9 protein-coding genes are annotated in these 18975 nt (G+C 65.7%); all 9 read left to right on the top strand.

The features are described 5' to 3' along the window. Positions 1–140: 140 nt before the first annotated feature. The 9 genes from EL245_RS05140 to EL245_RS05100 all read left to right on the top strand — a co-directional run bounded on the left by EL245_RS05140 (position 141) and on the right by EL245_RS05100 (position 18881). The gene (locus EL245_RS05140) at positions 141–767 is read left to right on the top strand and encodes a DUF1819 family protein (protein ID WP_232009885.1); all 627 of its coding nucleotides are present in this window, start codon (positions 141–143) and stop codon (positions 765–767) included. Next, a complete protein-coding gene (locus tag EL245_RS05135) occupies positions 764–1378 on the top strand; it encodes a DUF1788 domain-containing protein (RefSeq protein ID WP_126382193.1) in 615 nt (204 codons plus the stop codon). Before EL245_RS05140 ends, EL245_RS05135 begins: the two co-directional genes overlap by 4 nt. Then, on the top strand, positions 1375–4887 hold the full coding sequence (gene brxC / locus EL245_RS05130) for a BREX system P-loop protein BrxC (RefSeq protein WP_126382192.1): 3513 nt from the start codon (positions 1375–1377) through the stop codon (positions 4885–4887). Before EL245_RS05135 ends, brxC begins: the two co-directional genes overlap by 4 nt. Beyond that, positions 4884–8441, top strand: a complete 3558-nt coding sequence (pglX, locus tag EL245_RS05125; RefSeq protein ID WP_126382191.1) for a BREX-1 system adenine-specific DNA-methyltransferase PglX — start codon at positions 4884–4886, stop codon at positions 8439–8441. Before brxC ends, pglX begins: the two co-directional genes overlap by 4 nt. Then, positions 8438–9721, top strand: a complete 1284-nt coding sequence (locus EL245_RS05120; protein WP_126382190.1) for a Shedu immune nuclease family protein — start codon at positions 8438–8440, stop codon at positions 9719–9721. Before pglX ends, EL245_RS05120 begins: the two co-directional genes overlap by 4 nt. Then, on the top strand, positions 9718–11163 hold the full coding sequence (locus EL245_RS05115; protein ID WP_126382189.1) for an AlbA family DNA-binding domain-containing protein: 1446 nt from the start codon (positions 9718–9720) through the stop codon (positions 11161–11163). Before EL245_RS05120 ends, EL245_RS05115 begins: the two co-directional genes overlap by 4 nt. Continuing rightward, entirely contained in the window at positions 11160–13691 is a 2532-nt protein-coding gene (pglZ, locus tag EL245_RS05110) for a BREX-1 system phosphatase PglZ type A (RefSeq protein ID WP_126382188.1), read from the top strand. Before EL245_RS05115 ends, pglZ begins: the two co-directional genes overlap by 4 nt. A gap of 12 nt (positions 13692–13703) precedes the next feature. After that, positions 13704–15890, top strand: a complete 2187-nt coding sequence (brxL, locus tag EL245_RS05105) for a BREX system Lon protease-like protein BrxL (protein ID WP_126382187.1) — start codon at positions 13704–13706, stop codon at positions 15888–15890. A gap of 438 nt (positions 15891–16328) precedes the next feature. Further along, the gene (locus tag EL245_RS05100) at positions 16329–18881 is read left to right on the top strand and encodes an FAD-dependent oxidoreductase (RefSeq protein WP_126382186.1); all 2553 of its coding nucleotides are present in this window, start codon (positions 16329–16331) and stop codon (positions 18879–18881) included. Positions 18882–18975: the final 94 nt, after the last annotated feature.

Raw genomic sequence — 18975 nt, 5'->3', positions numbered from 1 at the left:
GGCCGGCCCCCGGGGCTCGAGCGGCTGGGTGCTCCCCAAGGGCAGGGAGCGATGGCGACGAGGGCCTGGGAATCAGGTAGAGTCGCGTGAGCGCCAGGCCTTGCTGCTGAGCGCGCTGAGCGTGGGAATGGGGTGAGAGCGTGGCGTCCACGGCTGGCGTCCAGGTGGTTGCGACGGTCCCTGCTCCGTACAGGCTGTCCTTCGTCGTGGGGGGGCTCCTGTCCGCCGAGGCGACGATCGCCGTTCCCCTCTACCTGAGGCTCCATGACTGGACTGCAGTCCGCGCAGCACTCGCTGAGGACAACCTGCTGCACGCACGTACGCGCGCCACCGGGGTCCGCCTCGCCAGGGAGGTGGTGCAGAGGATGTCGACGCTCAGCGACGCCGAGCTCTACCACCTGGCAACGGCCCTCTCGCCGGACCGCAGGCACCTGATGTGGGCGGCTGCCTGTCGTCACTACGAGATCGTTGCTGACTTCGCCCACGAGGTCCTGAGGGGCAGCTATCTGCGTGGCATCCACGCGCTGTCTGCCGAGGACTTCGAGCGCTTTTGGGACGCGAAGGCCCTGTGGCACAGCGAGCTGGAGGCGACCAAGCCGTCCACCCGCGCCAAGATTCGCACCAACCTCTTCCTCGCGATGCGTCAGGCTGGCCTGCTGGAGGAGGGAGGCATCGTCGCGCCCCTGCTCTCGCCCGAAGTCCGTCTCCTCCTGGACCAGCGCGCCCCGAGTGACCTGCGCTTCTTCCCGGTCAGGAGCAGCCTGTGAGCAGCCGAGACATCGTCGCTGAGGAGCGCCACGTCCTGGCGGTCCTGTCTTCCGAGCGCTTCCTCAGGATGGAGGGCCTGGGCAACGAGGTCCCTTTCTTCATCTGGGCCTACCCGCCCCAGCAGGAGCTTGAGGTCCAGGAGGCCACCGGGCGCATCCTCTCCGTCCTGCGCTCCGAGAATGGCCTGAACGTGCTCGCCGTGGACCTCTTCGATCTCGCCATCACTCTGTTGGAGGAGCGGGGACGCAGCGTGCTGGACCGCCTGGAGGCCGTGGAGACCACCCGCAGCAGGTCGGACTTCCGCCGGGACCTGCAGCGGATGCTCGACCCCGAGAAGCACATCGTTCCCGCCATCAAGCAGCAGATCGACGTCGAGGCGGATCTGGACATCCTCATGCTGACCGGTATTGGACGAGTCTTCCCCTTCGTCCGCTCACACAACATCCTCAACAACCTCCAGCGCGCTGCGTCCCGTATCCCGGTGCTCACGCTGTTCCCAGGTGAGTACCGGCAGTCGGCTACCACAGGATCCTCCCTGGTGCTCTTCGACAGGCTGACGGACGACCAGTACTACCGCGCTAAGAACATCCTGGAACAGGAGCCAGCATGAGCCCGGCGACAATCGGTGGCCTCTTCGCCAAGGAGGTCTCCCGCCCCATCGAGGGAGTTATCAAGGCCGACGACACCGAGCACCTCGCCACCGAGATCGACGAGTACGTCCTCACAGGTGAGACGGCCGCGGCACTGTCCGACTTCCTGGAGGCGTACACGGCCCCGGTGTACGGTGGGGGCAACGGCGTGTGGATCTCCGGATTCTTCGGTTCAGGTAAGTCGCACCTGCTCAAGATGCTCGCCCACCTCCTCGGGGACGTTCCCGGTAGCACAAGTGAGAGAAGGCACGCGTCCGAGGCGTTCTCCGCAAAGGCGGAGGGTGACTCCATGCTCGGCGGCCTGCTGGCAAGGGCCGCGCGGATCCCGGCGACCTCCCTGCTGTTCAACATCGATCAGAAGGCGCCGCTGATCGACAAGAACCAGACCGATGCCCTCCTTCAGGTCTTCGTCAAGGTCTTCAACGAGGCGCGCGGCTACTACGCGGGGGAGCCCTCGGTGGCCCGTTTCGAACGGGACCTGGACCGCCGGGGGCTGCTGGAGGCCTTCACGACGGCCTTCGCGGACGCCGCCGGGGTGCCGTGGGAGCTGGGGCGCGAGGAGGGCATCCTCCAGGAGGACAACGTGACCAAGGCCTGGTCGCGGGTGACCGGGGAGGCTGGCACAGAAAACATCCTCGCTCGCTACGAGGCCCAGTACTCGCTGTCCATCGAGGACTTCGCCGACGAGGTCGCCCAGTGGCTCGCCACCCAGAGCGCGGACCACCGCCTGCTGTTCATGGTGGACGAGGTCGGTCAGTTCATCGGCTCGAGCACCAGGCTCATGCTCAACCTGCAGACCATCGCAGAGACCCTGAGCACCAAGTGCCGCGGCAGGGCCTGGGTGTGCGTCACCAGCCAGGAGGACATGGACGGCGTCATCGGGGACCGGACCAGGACCCAGGGCAACGACTTCTCCAAGATCCAGGCCCGCTTCGCCACCCGCATGAAGCTGACGAGCCAGGACGTGGAGGAGGTCATCGAGAAGCGCCTCCTGGGCAAGAGCGCTGACGCAGAGACTGCCCTCGACCCCCTGTACGAGCAGTACCACGCCAGCTTCCGCACCCTGTTCAGCTTCGTGGACGGCACAAAGACCTTCCGCGGCTACGAGGGACGGGAGGGCTTCATCCGACGCTATCCCTTCGTCTCCTACCAGTTCCCCCTGTTCCAGGAGGCCCTGGTGGGACTGTCCGACCACAACGTCTTCGAGGGCCGCCACGCCTCCGTCGGTGAGCGTTCCATGCTGGGTGTCGTCCAGAGCGTGGTCAAGGACCTCCAGAGCAGCCCCGTGGGCACACTGGTGCCCTTCGATGCGATGTTCGCCGGGATCCGTCAGACCGTGAAGTCCGCGGCCACACGCAACATCACGACTGCGGAGACCCACCTTGAGCCGGGTCCTGTCAGTGAGATGGCGGTCCGCCTGCTCAAGGCGCTGTTCCTTATCAAGTACGTCAACGGCTTTCACGCGACGGCACGCAACCTCGCCATCCTCGTGCGCAGCGCCTTCGGTGAGGACCTGACCGAGCTGGACCGCAGGGTGACGCAGGCACTCGACCTCTTGGAGAGCGAGACCTACGTCCAGCGTCACGGCACGACCTACGAGTACCTGACCAACGAGGAGCAGGACGTTGAGCAGGAGATCAAGGGCACTGACGTCGACTCGGAGGAGGTCTCCAAGGTCCTGGCGGACATCATCAAGGAGGACATCACCCGGACACTCTCCGTGCGCCACGAGCCCACGGGCCGGGAGTTCAGGTACGAGCTGCGCCTGGACGAGTCGTCCTACTCCCGCGCCCAGCCCCTGGCGGTGCACTACATCTCCTCGGCGCTTGGCCAGAGCCGCGATGTGGTGCTGGCCCAGTCCATGGGCCGCGACGAGCTGCGGGTCCTGCTGGCGGACGACCCACGCATGTACCAGGACCTCAGGCTCTACGTGCAGACCGACAAGTACGTCCGCCTGCGCAGCGGTGCCGACCAGACCGAGACTCGCAGGCACATCCTGGAGAGCAAGAGCCGGCAGAACCGGGAGCGACGCCGTGAGCTGGTGACCCGGGCTGAGAAGGCTATCGCCGGTGCCGAGCTCGTCATCTCCGGGACCCCGCTGACCGTCACCGCCTCCGACCCGCAGTCTCGCGTGGGGGAGGGCATGTCCACGCTCATCGCACGCACGTACACCCAGCTGTCTCTCATCGGTGAGTACTCCTACTCCGAGTCAGATATCGCCCGTCTGGTCGCCGAGGACCCGACGTTCTTGGGGCGGGGCACGGACACGCTCCAGCCGGCGGTGGAGGAGGTGGCTGGGTGGCTCTCGAGGCAGCGTGAGCTCGGTGCGAGAAGCACTGTCAAGCAGATCGTCGACCGTTACGAGGACAAGCCCTACGGGTGGAGTCTTGCCGGGATCCTGTGCGTGATCACGCGGCTGGTGGGTACCTCCCAGGTGACCCTCATGCTCGACAGCCGGGGGCTCAAGCGCACGGAGCTTCCCGAGGTCCTGCGCAACGGGAAGAAGCGCGAGGTGACCATCGTGGCCCTGCAGCGCCGGTTCGACGCCGCGGAGGTCCGCCGAGTACGTTCCTTCGCGCAAGAGTTCTTCGCCGACACCGATCTGCCGGGCGACCCGCTCGACCTCGCTGCTGTCGTCAAGGAGCGCCTTGCATTCGAACAGGGTCAGCTGCAGACCTTGCAGGAGAGTAACGCCGCGCAGTACCCCTTCATCGCTGTTCTGGACGAGCCGATCCGCCTGCTCAGTGAGACGCTCAATCACCCAGCCGAGTGGTACCTCGAGGAGCTGCCCGCTCACACGGATGCGCTGCTCGACGCGAAGCAGGACGCCATCGACCCGGTGAGGCACTTCCTCAAGGGCTCGCAGAAGACGATCTACGACGACGCCGTCCGGCTCCTGACCGACAGCCGTGACAGCCTGGACTACCTTCCTGAGGGGCTCGCTGAGGACATCGCGTCGATGCTTGCTGATCCGCGGATCTTCCGCGGGCAAGGGACCGCGCGGCTCAAGGACGCTGCCGCAGCGCTGCGCTCGGCCCTCGATACCCGGCTTGGCGAGGAGCGCCGAGACGCCGAGCGGGTCGTGCGTGAACGGATGGAGGAGGTACACGGAGGCGCGGCCTGGACCGCGACATCCGAGGCGGCGCGGGTGGAGGCCGAGCGCCGGGCTGCCCGGGTCATGGAGCGCGTCGCTGCGGCGTCCTCCGTACCGGTGATCCGCCAGGTCGCCGCCGACTTCGACGACGCCGGCTACACCGAGGTCCTCTCCGTGATTGAGGCCGGCCGCAGGGCCCAGGCGGCTGACGACGCCCCCTCCGTGCTGCCAGCACCGGAGATCGTGCCGGTCCGCCGTCTGCCGCGGCCGAGCGCCAGGATCCTGCGCACCACCGCTGACGCCGACGCCTATGTCGAGGAGCTGCGTGTCATCCTCCACGACGCCATCGAGTCCGGGAAGCAGGTGTCCCTGTGAACAGCACGAGAAGGCTGGAGTCTTTTGCGGCCGCTGCCCGCGCCCGCCTCATCACCGAGGTCGGGGCGCGCCTGAGTGCGGTGCTGGCGCCGGCCTCGACCGCACGGGCGGACTTCCCCGCAGCCGTCAAGGCCCTGGAGGCGCGCATCCGCGAGCGGGGCGGCGGCGAGGAGGGCAGGCGCCATGTCATCGAGGAGCAGGCCTACATCTGGTTCAACCGGATCATCGCCCTGCGCTTCATGGACGCCAACGGCTACACGGTGCCGGCGCTGGTGTCCCCGGAAGGTGGTCGCGCCGTCGGCCAGCCGGCGGTGCTCGCGGCAGCCAAGCGGGGTGAGCTGGACCCGGAGGTCTTCACAGGCACCAGAAAGAGGATTCTGGACCTGCTGGACGGGACCGTGTCGAGCCCGGACCCTCAGGGCGAGGCTTACGGGCTGATCCTGACCGCCTACTGCGCTCACTGGAACAGCGCCATGCCCTTCATGTTCGCCCCTGAGGGCGACTACACCGCCTTGCTCATGCCCGCCGACATGCTCTCCCAGGAGTCTGTGCGCGCCCGCGCGGTCGACGCGCTGACCGTCCAGGACTGCGAGGACGTGGAGGTCATCGGCTGGCTGTACCAGTTCTATGTCGCCGAGCGGAAGGACGAGGTCTTCGCCTCCTTCAAGAAGGGCCGGAAGGCAGGTGCCGACGAGATTCCCGCGGCCACCCAGCTCTTCACTCCGGACTGGATCGTCCGCTACCTGGTGCAGAACTCGGTCGGTCGGCTGTGGGTGCTGGGCCACCCTGAGACTCGACTGGTCGAGCAGATGGAGTACTACGTCGAGCCTGTGGACCGCACTGAGGACGGTCTGCGGATCGGTGGGCCTGAGGAGCTGACGGTGATGGACCCGTGCTGCGGGTCTGGCCACATGCTCACCTATGCCTTCGACCTGCTCTACGACATCTACGAGGAGGAGGGCTATGCCCCCTCCGAGATCCCGGGACTTATCCTCACCCACAACCTGCACGGTACCGAGATCGACCCACGTGCCGCGGCGCTGGCGGCCTTCGCCCTCATGATGAAGGCACGCTCGCGCCACCGGGGATTCCTGCGCCGCCCGGTGCGGCCGCGGATCCGGGTCATCGCGCCTGTGGAGTTCACTGCGGACGAGCTCGACCGGCTCGCTGGCACCTCAAGCGCTTCCCAGGAGAGCCGGCTCTTCTGGCAGGACTTCAGCCACGCCGACGTGCTGGGCTCCCTCATCGACCCCGACGCCGAGGCCCTGCGGGCGGCAAGGCAGACCCTCACGCGGATCGAGGCTGAGGGTACGGACCTCATGGACTCGGGCCTGCATGATCGGGCGCGCACCGTCATTGAACAGGCCGGGTACCTGGCGCGCCGCTACGCGGTGGTGGTGACGAACCCGCCCTACATGGGTAGGAAAAACATGGGGACGCCGCTGAAGACCTGGGTGGGCAAGCACCACCCGGAGGCAAAGGCGGACCTCTGTGCAGCCTTCATCGAGCGTTGCCTCACCCTCGCCCACAGCGATCACGGTCTGGTCGCCATGATCACCATGCAGGCCTGGATGTTCCTTGACTCCTTCAAGAAGATGCGCCGGACCCTCCTACACGACGCGCCGCCTACGACCATGCTGCATCTGGGTGAGCGGGCCTTCGACTCGATCGGCGGCGAGGTCGTCTCGACGACGGCCTTCGTCCTGGAACCGGGAGGAGGCGTTGACGATCGCGGGAGGTACCTGCGTCTCGTTGAGGGCAAATCTGAGGCTGACAAGCAGGATCTGCTCGGCAGGGCGCTCGCGGGTGACGACGAGCTCCTCTTCGAGACGACAGCACGAACGATGCTGGCCCTGCCCGGCGCGAGGCTCGCCTACTGGCTGTCGCCGGCGATGACGCTTGCCTTCACCCAGGGTCGGCCGCTCGGCGAGATCGCAGCACCGAAGCAGGGGCTTGCAACGGCAGACAACGCCCGGTTCCTCCGCCTGTGGTTCGAGGTCTCCCGTCACCGCAGCTGCTTCGACGCCACATCCCGCGAGGCAGCGCAGGCCAGCGGTGCCACGTGGTTCCCCCACCTCAAGGGCGGAGAGTTCCGCAAGTGGTGGGGCAACCAGGACTACGTGGTGAACTGGGAGAATGATGGAGCGGAGCTCTGGGACTTCCGCCCGCGCTCAGTCATCCGTAACCCCGACTCCTACTTCAAACCCGCCATCTCCTGGTCGAATGTGGCCTCCGGTGAACCTAGTTTTCGGTTCTACGAGAGCGGCAGTATTTTCGGTCATGTTGGACAGGGTGTGTTCCCGTCACAAAATCGTGAGGTCCTATTGAGTTTTGCAAACTCTTCAGCCTGTCGTTCGTTGCTGGAGGTGCTTTCGCCGACACTACATTTTGAGGCCGGACAGTTGAAGGACATGCCTATCATTGAGGTGTCAGATTTCCGGCAGGATTCTGAGGATGTCGGTCGCCTGGTCGGCGTGTTCCGCTCTGACTGGAATGCCTACGAGACTTCCTGGGACTTCAGCGAGTCACCGCTGGTGCAGCGAGCGCAGCCGGGGGACTCGCTGTCTGACGCCATGGACCGCTGGTGGCAGGACTCCGTTCGCGCAGCACGTGAGGCCCAGTCGCTAGAAACGGAGAACAACCGTTACTGGGCCACGATCTACGGCCTTGAGGATGAGGTACCCATCGAGGTGCCGCTGAGCCGGGTCTCCCTCACCTCGAACCCATGGTTCCGCTACGCCAAGACAAGTGCAAGCGCAGAGGATGACTATCGCAGGCTCTTCACCGCGGATGCCGTCCGGGACCTCGTCTCCTACGGCATCGGCTGCATCCTGGGACGGTACAGCCTCGATGAGCCCGGCCTCGTCCTCGCTGACCAGGGATCGACGTTGGACGACTACCTAAACTGTGTGCCAGCATCGCGCTTCAAGCCGGACGTGGATGGCGTCATCCCTGTCACCGTCGGCGAGTGGTTCGAGGACGACATCGTCACCCGCTTCCGCGCCTTCCTCGCTGTTGCCTTCGGAAGAGAGCGGTTGGAGGAGAACGTCCGCTACCTGGAAGACGTGCTCGGCAAGTCCCTGAGGCAGTACTTCGTCAAGGACTTCTACGCCGATCACTGCAAGCGGTACTCGAACCGCCCGATCTACTGGATGTTCTCCTCGCGGCCGGACGGCAAGGCCGCCTTCCGGGCGCTCGTCTACCTGCACCGCTACACCCCGGCCACCCTCAGCACCGTCCTCGGCGACTACCTGCGCGAGTACCAGGCGAAGCTTCGGGCCGAGGTGTCGCGCTTGGAACGTGCGGGCACGGCTGCTGACCTCAAGCGAGCGGATGCTCGCCGTCGTGCACTGACCGAGTGTGAGGACTACGAGCGCGATGTCCTCTACCCCCTCGTCACCCGGGGCGTGGACATCGACCTCGATGACGGCGTCCTCGTCAACTACCTGCGCTTCGGCCCTGCCCTCCAGAAGGTGGCCGCCATCGAAGGGAAGCGCACCGACGCCACCACCTGGACCTGGCCCACCCACCCCCTCACCCCGGCGGAGTCATGATCACCTTCTTCGAGTCAGGGAACGAACTGATACTGCGCTACTCCTCTGAGTACTCGCCGGTAGAGTGGGTTGATAGTCGCTTGAAGGAGAAGGGGCGAATCTGCTTCAAGAAAGTATTTTCAGTTGGTCGCGATGACGTCTTCGAGGGTTTTCGCGACGCCAACATCGAGGACGTTGACTTTGATGGCGAGGAGGTCGATGGCTTCAGGGATTTCCGCATCGGTGTAGTGGACGGAGACTATTGGCGCGTCCGCGCGGATGTTCTAGGTCTCGAATATGACCTGCTTCTCGCGCGCTCCATGGAACTGACACAAAACATGTTCGTCGCAGAACGAAATATCTCTGTGTTCTGTAAAATCGAACATGTGTCGCAGCGTCAGGTTGTGATTGGTGGTGAACGATCGGACGCCTTTCCGGAAGAGGACTTTCGAGCGCTCCTCAAGCAGTTTCCCACCTCGACCGAGTGCCGACTGTACGTGGATGCCAGAGTGGGAAAGGTTGTCAAGGAGTACTACGAGAAGGCTGGTGAGGCAGAGGAGAGGCTCCAGCGGCACCTGGATGCTAAGAGCGCTCTCCGTTCCTCTAAAAAACGCGTTCCGCTTGTCGTCAGTGAGATCGAGCTGGAAAAGTTTGAGTTTGTCCGCGGCCGATTCGCTGAAATGTTAGCGGATGCCGAGGCGTACTCTGAGCGTGAATGGCAGAGCGAGGTGGCGCGGTTATTCTGCCTGATTTTCCCTAGGTATGTTTGTGTGCTGGAAGGCGTGAAAGTCGCAGAGAGATTCTCGCATCCGGGTAAGAGTGTCCGTCGCGAGGTGGACATGGTGCTCGTAGACTCTAGTGGGGTGATTGACATCCTTGAGATCAAGAAGCCTTTTGTCGACTGCCTCATGTCTCGAGGTCGCTACCGCGACAACTATGTGCCCAAGAGAGAGTTGGCGGGAGCCGTTGTCCAGTGTGAGAAGTACCTGTTCTACCTCAACTGCGGTGGAGCCAGTTCAGAGAGGGCGGTTCAGGAAAGGCTTGACGCCGAACTGTCGAACGCCCCTCGAGTCAGGATTGTTAATCCGCAGGCATATATTCTGGCGGGTCGTGATGACAATTTGACGACTGAGCAAAAGTTTGACTTTGAGTTTACTCGTAGAGGCGGTAGGGGTGTCGTAGACATCATCACCTATGATGACTTGCTGCGACGCCTGGATACCATGATTGATGCCCTCCGTGTACGTGTGGTGAGTTCGCAGGGGCGCGACGATGCGCGAACCAAAGGCGTCGCGACATGAGCGGCTACCTCACTCTCGGGCCGGACGGGCGGGTCACGGACCGGGAGGGCAAGACCCTGGAGCTGAAGCGGGACCTGTCGTCGCCCGGAGGACCGCTGAGGACGATCGTCGCCTTCGCGAACTCGGCGGGCGGGCGACTCGTCATCGGGGTTGAGGACAACGGCACCGTCGTCGGCGTCGCCGACCCCCTAGCCGAGGAGGAGCGTGTCGCCAGCCTCATCAGTGACCACATCTCACCCCAGCTCGTCCCAGCCATCGACTTCCTCACGCTTGACGGTAGGACCGTCCTCGTCGTCGACGTGCCGCTGAGCACCCGCCGCCCCCACTACCTCACCCGGCAGGGTCCGGAGACGGGCGTCTACGTGCGTCTGGGCTCCACCACCCGCCAAGCTGACCCGGCACTGGTCGCCGAGCTCGAGCGCAACGCCCGCGGCGTCGCCTTCGAGGACCTAGCCGAGCCCCGCGCCAGCCTCGATGACCTGGACCTCGCCTCCCTGTCCGAGCTGCGCGGACGGCCGACAGACGTCGACGACCTCCTCGCGCTCGGGCTTGCCGTGAGGCACGGGACTGGGATCGTCCCCACGAACGCAGGCATCCTTGCCGCCTGCCCGGACCCCACCCGCTTTCAGCCCTCGGCCTGGGTCCAGTGCGGACGCCTGCGCGGACCCCACGGCACCGACATCTTCGACCAGACAGAGATCCACGGTCCCATGCCGCTGGCCGTGGAGCAGGTCATGAGCTTCCTCCTCAAGCACGCCTACAAGACCGCGATCTTCGGTGAGGTTCGCCGCCGGGACGTCTACTCCATCCCCGTCGAGCCGATCCGCGAGGTCATCGTCAACGCCCTTGTTCACGCCTCCTACGCCGAGCGCGGCACGCCCATCCGCGTCGGCTTCTACGACGACCGTATCCAGGTGGACAGCCCAGGCCTTCTGTTGCCCGGTATGACCGTCGAGACCATGCACCGGGTCTCGCGACTGCGCAACCCGGCGCTAGCGCGCATCTTCCGTGAGGCCGGGATCATGGAGCAGTGGGGCACCGGCGTGCAGCGGGTCTTTGCGCAGGTCGCGGAGGCCGGACTCCCCGAACCCGTCATTGAGGAGGTCCAGGACCGGGTACGGGTGACGATCTACGTGCCTAGCCACGACCCAGGCCAGGTGGGTGAGCAAGTGAGCAAGTCGAGTGAGCAAGTGAGCAAGTCGAGTGAGCAAGTCATGGTGGTCCTCACAGCCGCCGACACTCCCCGATCTCGTTCCGAGCTGCTCGCCGCCATCGGGCTCGCCGACGCCTATGGGAACTACCGCCGTCATCTGCTCCCCCTCATCGAGAAGGGGTACCTCGCCCGGACGATCCCCGACAAGCCCAACAGTCGCCTACAGCGCTACCGCCTCACCGACACCGGCCGTGCCCACCTCGACAGCATCTCTGGAGACGCCGAATGAGCCCCTTGTCCACCATCGAGCACCAGCTGCGGGAGCGCTTCGCCCGCCCTGGTGAGGCCGGGCGCGTCGTCCTGTGGTCCGATCCGGAAGGCCGGTATGAGGACTCCGTCACGGAGCTCGTGCCCCGCGGTACCACCATCCTGCGTGTCGACAACAATGAGTTCGCCATCAAGAGAGAGATCTTCGCCACGAGCCCCACGTGCAAGTTCCTCATCTACCGGCGTGGTCCCGAGCCGCAGACCCCGACGGACAACTGGCTGCTCGACCTGGAGCTCGCCTACGGCGTCTTCACCGCGGACCACGTCTCGCTCGTGGTGCAGGAGCTCGGGGGTGGCTCAGCGATGCGAGACGTCGTCGAGCAGTACCCACGTTTCTTTGAGAGCCGACGGCGCCAGCAGGCGCTCAAAAGCCGGCTGCGCCCGGACGACGACGCCACCGACATCGCTGCCTCAATGGTCGCTGTGCTCCTGGGCACAGAGGACCGCTCGCTAGACGCACTATGGCGGGCGTTGCTCGCCGAGAACGCTGAGGGCAGGTCCACCGGTATTGATGAGATCACCCGCCTTGGGCTCGACACCTTCCACTGGGAAGGGACCCGCCACATCTACGGGTACAGTGAAGCGACCCCGACCGTGGATGACTTCGTGCTGTGGCTCTTCCAGCGAGCCTGGGAGGGATTCGCTCCCACCAGCCCGGAGCGAGCCGACGAGTACCGCAACATTCGCCGAGACTTCAGCACCTGGCGCCACGATCTGCGTTTCGCGGACACCTACCGGGCCCTCGCCTCACACGCGGCCGATGAGCTTGGAATCGCCGATCGCGTGACCGCCCTGGAGCTGGGTGACCTCCTACCGCGCACGACCTTCCCGGAGGTGGACCGGGAGATCGCCCAGCGGCTCGCTCAGGGGGTTGAGTGCCGCACCCTGTCGGACAAGCAGGTGCAGGAGGCTGTACAACGACGCACCGAGTCGATCTGGTACCACGACGTCCAGCATGTCTACGAGGCGCTCGCCGCCGCCTCCACCCTGCTGTCACTCACCAGCACCGGCTCCTGGGACATGTCCTCACCCTCCGAAGGCGTCGAGCGCTATGCACAGGAGTGGTACGCCGTCGACCAGGCCTACCGACGCTTCCACAGGCACCTGGACCAAGCAGACACCGACCTTACTGCGGGCCTCGACCAGCTGAGGGCTCTTGTCGAGCGCGCCTACCTCGACGACTACCTCGATCCTCTTGGCCGATCATGGAAGCAGCAGGTGAGCACGATGGAGCGATGGGAGATCTCTGACATCCCATCAGCCCAGTCCTTCTTCTCTTCGAAGGTGAATGCTATTTGGCTGAGTAAAGGACACAAGGTCGCCGTGATCGTCTCCGACGCACTGCGCTACGAGGTTGCCGAGGAGCTCGGCCGACGCATCCGTCAGGAGGACCGCTTCACGGCCGCTCTCACCCCCATGCTCTCCCGCCTGCCCTCCTATACCCAGCTGGGCATGGCCTCTCTCCTGCCGCACGAGGCTCTCACTTTCACCGACAGGGCGGCAGTCGAGGTCGACGGCGCCCCCAGTGACGGTACCGGCAACCGCGCCGCGATCCTTGCCGCCGTCGGCGGAACCGCTGTCCAGGCAAAGGACCTTTTGAGCATGCGCTCGGCTGAGGCTCGAGACCTGGTCAAGTCTCACCAACTGCTCTACGTCTTCCACAACCAGATCGACGCCACCGGAGAGAAGCAACCGACAGAGACCGACACCTTCCGTGCCTGTGACGACGCCATCGCTGAGCTCATCAAGGTCATGAAGAAGCTCGTCAACGCCAACGTCAACAACATCCTCGTCACCGCTGACCACGGCTTCCTCTATCAGGACACGCCCCTGTCCGAGCGCGACTTCCTCTCGGTCAAGCCCCACGGCGACGCCCTCCTGAGTGTCAACCACCGCTTCGTCCTGGGGCGCGGTCTCAAGCGTGACCAGGCCTTTACCACATTCACCTCGGCCCAACTCGGGATGACCGGAGACATCGAGGTTCAGGTGCCTGCCTCGGTCCACCGCCTCCGTGCGGCGGGATCGGGTGTGCGCTACGTCCATGGTGGAGCGTCTTTGCAGGAGGTCGTCATCCCTGTCCTTGCGGTCAACAAGCGCCGCACCTCGGACATCCGGCAGGTGTCCGTGAGAATCATGCCCGAGACCGACCGCATCACCACCGGACAGATCACGGTCATGCTCTACCAGCAGGAACCGGTGACAGAGAAGGTCAAGGCGAGGCGCCTCATTGCCGGTCTCTATGCCGGTGAGACCCTCATCTCCGACGAGGTCGCCATCGACTGCTCGCAGACCTCCCCGGAGGGGCGTGACCGCTTCTTTCCCGTCACCCTCGTGCTGAGCAAGGAGGCGGACGCCTACAACGGCAAGGAGATCGAGCTCAGACTGTACGAGCCGGTGAGCGTCTCCCAGCGCCGCCCCTACCCCGACAGGGCGCGATTCACACTGGTACGCACCTTCACGAGCGACTTCGGCACCGACTTCGACTTCTAGGAAGAGGCAGAGATGACCAACTCAGAGCTGTCCGCTCATGAGCCCGGACCTGTGGAGGCGCCACGCGCCAGCCAGTGTCCGACCGCCAGCACGCCATCGGAGCTGGACCGTAAGATCGCAGCTGCCTTCCCCGGTGTCGTCGTCCGAAAAGACCTCGTCAAGGCCGTGAAGGGCAATGCCATCGTGCCCACCTACGTGCTGGAGTACCTCCTGGGGCAGTACGCGGCCACCGATGACGAGGCGACCATTCGCACCGGCATCGAACAGGTGCGCTCCATCCTCCGCGACCACTACGTCCACCGCGGTGAGAACCGGCTGGTCCAGTCCCGCATTCGTGAGAAGGGGCGGCACCGCATCATCGACAAGGTCTCCGTCTCCCTCAATGAGCGCCAGGACATCTACGAGGCCGAGTTCTCCAACCTCGGCATCTCCCGGGTCGAGATCGGTGCCGACACGGTGCGGGACCATCCCAAGCTCCTTACCGGTGGCGTGTGGTGCATCTGCGACATCGTCTACGCACACTCCGGGGACCCGAAGGAGGTCCCCTGGCGACTTCACTCCCTCAAACCCATCCAACTCTCCCGACTCGACCTCCAGTCCTACACCGACACGCGCGAGCAGTTCACCACCGAGGAGTGGATCGACCTGCTCATCCAGTCCATCGGCTTCAACCCCGAGATGCTCGGCGCCCGCACCAAGCTCCTCCACCTCGTGCGCCTCGTCCCCTTCGTCGAACGAAACTACAACCTCATCGAGCTCGGTCCCAAGGGAACCGGTAAGTCCCACATCTACTCCGAGTTCTCCCCGCACGGGATGCTGATCTCCGGGGGAGAGGTGACGGTACCCAAGCTCTTTGTCAACAACGCGAACGGGAGGATCGGGCTCGTCGGATACTGGGACTGCGTCGCCTTCGACGAGTTCGCCGGCCGCAAGAAGCGGGCGGACCGGGCGCTCGTCGACATCATGAAGAACTACATGGCCAACAAGTCGTTCTCCCGCGGTGTCGAGACCCTCGGTGCTGAGGCCTCGATGGTCTTCGTGGGAAACACTGCCCACTCCGTACCCTATATGCTCAAGAACTCCGACCTGTTCGACGAGCTCCCCGAACAGTATCACGATCCCGCTTTCCTCGACCGCATCCACAGCTACGTGCCGGGGTGGGAGTTCGAGCAGATTCGCGGCGAGATGTTCTCCACCGGCTACGGCTTCGTCGTCGACTACCTGGCAGAGGTCCTCAAGTCTCAGCGCGACCTTGACTACTCCGACCACTACCAGGAGTACCTCAATCTCTCCGAGGACATCTCCACTCGCGACCGGGACGGTATTCACAAGACCTTTTCCGGGCTGATGAAGCTCATCCACCCCTCCGGACAAGCCGGAGCGGACGAGATCGAGGCGCTCCTGAGGGTGGCCATCGAGGGCCGCAAGCGAGTCAAGGACCAGCTCGTGCGCATCGACGGGACCATGACCCCGGTGCGTTTCGGCTACAGCACCGTCCATGGTTGGCAGGAGGTCGGCACTCTTGAGGAGGAGGAGTATCCCGAGCTGTACCACCGACATGGTGTTGTCGATCATGACGACACCGTTGAGAACGTGCGCTCACGTGAGGCTGTGGGTACCCGCGGCGCTGCCGAGCCTGAGGGTGACAGGGTGACCCGAGAGCCACAGAAGACGGCTTCTGACTTGCGGGAGGGTCCTATGTTTTTTGCTGAGGGGCGACGAGGGTTCAGTTACGACCGTTTCTTCGGCCCGTACCTGCGCGGAGCGACACGCATCAAGATTGTCGACCCGTACATCAGGCAGCCGCACCAGGCGCGCAACCTCATTGAGCTTATTGAGACGATCGCTAAGGTGACCGACCGTGCGGCCGAAGTCGCCGTACATCTGACCACGAAGGCGGACGCGACTCCGGAGCACGCACGCAAGCAGGCGGAGAACCTCGAGACGATCCGTGACAACGCGGCGGTGGCCGGAATCGCCTTCGAATATGCCTTCAAGGACTCGATCCACGACCGCTCCATCGCCACTGATACCGGGTGGCTGATCGTGCTCGGGAGGGGCCTTGACGTATTCCAGCCCTTTGACACGAGTTGGTTCGATCTCCGTCTGCGCCAGCAGGTCTACCGCCAGGTCAAAGAGTTCACCATCACCTATGTCCGTAGCAGCGATGCCCCGAAGGCCGGGACAGACTCTGACTAGGGGTGCGTGACACGAGTGGCTGCGCGCTGCCCCCGACCACTGATCTACACACAATGACACGAGTCATGTCGGGGGTGTCCCGCCTGGAGTCCATCCAGCCGGCCTACGAGCGCTACACCCAGGACCGCCGTCCACAGCGCTACTACCTGTGACGGCTGCCTGTCCCTGGGGGCCGGTCTCTGCGCTTGTCTCAGCGCCGGTCCTGTGGGCCGGTCCTCAGGGGCGAGGGCGCCCAAGGGCACCGTGCCCGCGGGCGCCCTCGTCCACTTGAGGTCCACCTGCCCCTCGGAGGCCCCGATACCCCCTCGGGTATAGACTTGTGGAGGGGCCTCGAGTCGGGTCGCCCCCAAGGACCCTGAGCGGTCGGGGCGGTGGCCCGCCCCGACCGCAGCGCCGCACACACTGACCGACAGACACCGAGACGTACGGAGTTGGCACGTGAAGATCATCATCGTCGGAGGCGTGGCCGGTGGAGCCACGGCGGCCGCCCGTATCCGCAGGCTGGACGAGACGGCCGAGATCCTGCTCATCGACAAGGGCGAGTACCTGTCCTACGCCAGCTGCGGCCTGCCGTACTACGTCGGAGGGGCCATCGCACGGCGCGACGCCCTGTTCGTGTCCTCCAAGGAGGCGATCGAGGCGACCTACGCCGTCGACGTGCGTGACCTCAGCCTCGCCAAGGCCCTTGACCCGGGGGCGCGCACGCTGACCGTCAAGGACCTGCGCACCGATGAGGTGTACACCGAGCGCTACGACAAGCTCATCCTGGCTACCGGCTCCTCCCCGGTCGTCCCGGCGCTGACGGGGCTGGGAGCGGACAACGTCTTCACGTTGTGGACCGTCCCGGACGCCGACCGGGTCAAGGACTTCGTCGAGCGCCGCTCGCCGCGTCGCGCGGTGGTCGTGGGTGCGGGCCTCATCGGCCTGGAGATGGTGGACAACCTCATGGCGCTGGGCCTCGAGGTCACGGTCGTGGACAAGGAGGGGCAGGTGCTCGCGCCTCTGGACGGTGACATGGCCCGCCTCGTCGAGAACCACCTGGTGAGCCGGGGCGTCGACCTGCGGCTCGGTGCGGGGCTGAGCGACATCGACGAGGACGGCGGTCGCGTGCGGCTCGACGACGGCACCTCGGTCGAGACCGACATGGTGGTCCTCAGCCTGGGGGCGAGGCCCAACTCCGAGCTGGCCAGGGACGCGGGGCTGAGCGTCGGTGAGCGGGGGCACGTCCTCGTCGACGCCGAGCTGCGGACCTCCGACCCCGATGTCTACGCCGTCGGGGACGTGACCGAGGGCGCCGAGCCGATCCTGGGCGGCACCCACGCGGTCGCCCTGGCCGGCCCCGCGAACCGCCAGGGCCGGGCCGTGGCCGCGGCGGTGCTGGGGCGTGAGCCCGAGCCCTACCGCGGCACGATCGGTACCTCGGTGCTCAGGGTCCTCGACCTGACGGCGGCCTGGACCGGGTGGAGCGAGAAGGCGCTCGAAGACGCGGGCAAGGTGCTCGGCACCGACTTCCACGTCGCGCTCGTCCACCCGATGAGCCACGCGGGCTACTACCCGGGTGCCAGCGCCCTCACCCTCAAGGTGGTCGTCGACTCCTCCGGAGTGGTATTGGGCGCCCAGGCCGTCGGCTCCGAGGGGGTCGACAAGCGCATCGACACGATCGCCGCGACGATCCGCCTGGGAGGGAGCGCCGATGACCTCGCCTCCCTCGAGCTGGCCTACGCCCCGCCCTTCTCCAGCGCCAAGGACCCGGTCAACGTCGCCGGGTGCGTCGCGCAGGACGTTCTGGCGGGCCTGACCCGTCCGGTCCTGTATCGCCAGTGGCGGGCCGATCCCGGGGCCTGGACCCTGCTCGACGTGCGCGAGGACGCCGAGGTGGCCGTCGGTGCGATCCCGGGATCGGTGCACGTCCCGCTGGCCCAGCTGCGCGAGCGCCTCGACGAGCTTGACCCGCGGACCCCCTACCTCGTCTACTGCGCTGTGGGCCTGCGAGGCTATGTCGCCGAGCGGATCCTGACCGGCCACGGGTTCCAGGCCGCCAACCTCGCCGGCGGGTACCGCACCTGGTGCGACCTGGGGCCCCGGGACGACGAGGGGGGACAGGAGGCTGCGCAGGCGACGCAGAGCACGACCGAAGCCGCGGCCTCCGAGGCAGGGACAGCCACCGACGCGGCCGCCGATCCAGCCACCGACCCAGTCACCGACGCGGCCGGCGCCGGTGCCGTCCCGGCTCCTGCCGGGACGGTCATCCCTCTCGATGTGTGCGGGATGAGCTGTCCCGGCCCGATCGTCGAGGTCGCCCGCGCCGTCGCAGGCCTGGCAGAGGGTGAGTCCCTGCGGGTCGTGGCCACCGACCCCGGTTTCGCCCGCGACATCGCCGCCTGGGCGCAGACCACCGGCAACACCCTCGTGTCCAAGGACGTCGAGGCGGGCCGCTGCACGGCCGTCATCCGCAAGGACGGGGCCGCCTCGCAGCCCTCGGAGCGGCCGGACGGTGACCGGGAGGCAGGCGCGACCGGGGGCCGGGAGAAGACGATCATCGTCTTCGACGGTGACCTCGACCGTGCCCTGGCCGCCTTCGTCATCGCCAACGGGGCGGCGGCCATGGGCGACAGGGTCAACATGTTCTTCACCTTCTGGGGACTGTCGGTCATCCGGCGCCCCGAGCGCCCCCGCACACCCAAGGACGCGGTGTCCCGGGCTTTCGCCGAGATGCTCCCGCGGGGCGCGGGCAGGCTCGGGCTGTCGAGGATGAACATGGGGGGCACCGGCGCGGCCATGATGCGCCGGGTCATGCGGGCCAAGGGAGTCGCCAGCCTCGAGGAGCTCATCGCGTCGGCGCAGGAGGCCGGGGTGCGTCTGACCGCCTGCCAGATGAGCATGGACATCATGGGGATCACGGCCGCTGAGCTCATCGACGGCGTCGAGATCGGGGGAGTGGCCACGATGCTCAACGACAACGACCGCTCGAACATGAACCTGTTCATCTGAGGTCCCTGGGCGGCCCGCACCCCGACCGGGGTGTGATGCACAGAACAGGCGCGTGGCAGCCGGGGGACGGCGGGGAGAAACCGCGGAATGACGC

The sequence above is a fragment of the Actinomyces howellii genome (genome assembly GCF_900637165.1).
GTDB classification, from domain to species: domain Bacteria; phylum Actinomycetota; class Actinomycetes; order Actinomycetales; family Actinomycetaceae; genus Actinomyces; species Actinomyces howellii.
The sequence above is the reverse complement of the archived record's forward strand: the minus strand, read 5'-3'. Positions and strand labels throughout refer to the sequence as shown.

Coding starts and splice junctions, on each gene's coding strand:
- EL245_RS05115 (WP_126382189.1), top strand. CDS start 9,718: ATGAGCGGCTACCTCACTCTCGGGCCGGACGGGCGGGTCACGGACCGG.
- EL245_RS05120 (WP_126382190.1), top strand. CDS start 8,438: ATGATCACCTTCTTCGAGTCAGGGAACGAACTGATACTGCGCTACTCC.
- brxL (WP_126382187.1), top strand. CDS start 13,704: ATGACCAACTCAGAGCTGTCCGCTCATGAGCCCGGACCTGTGGAGGCG.
- pglZ (WP_126382188.1), top strand. CDS start 11,160: ATGAGCCCCTTGTCCACCATCGAGCACCAGCTGCGGGAGCGCTTCGCC.
- brxC (WP_126382192.1), top strand. CDS start 1,375: ATGAGCCCGGCGACAATCGGTGGCCTCTTCGCCAAGGAGGTCTCCCGC.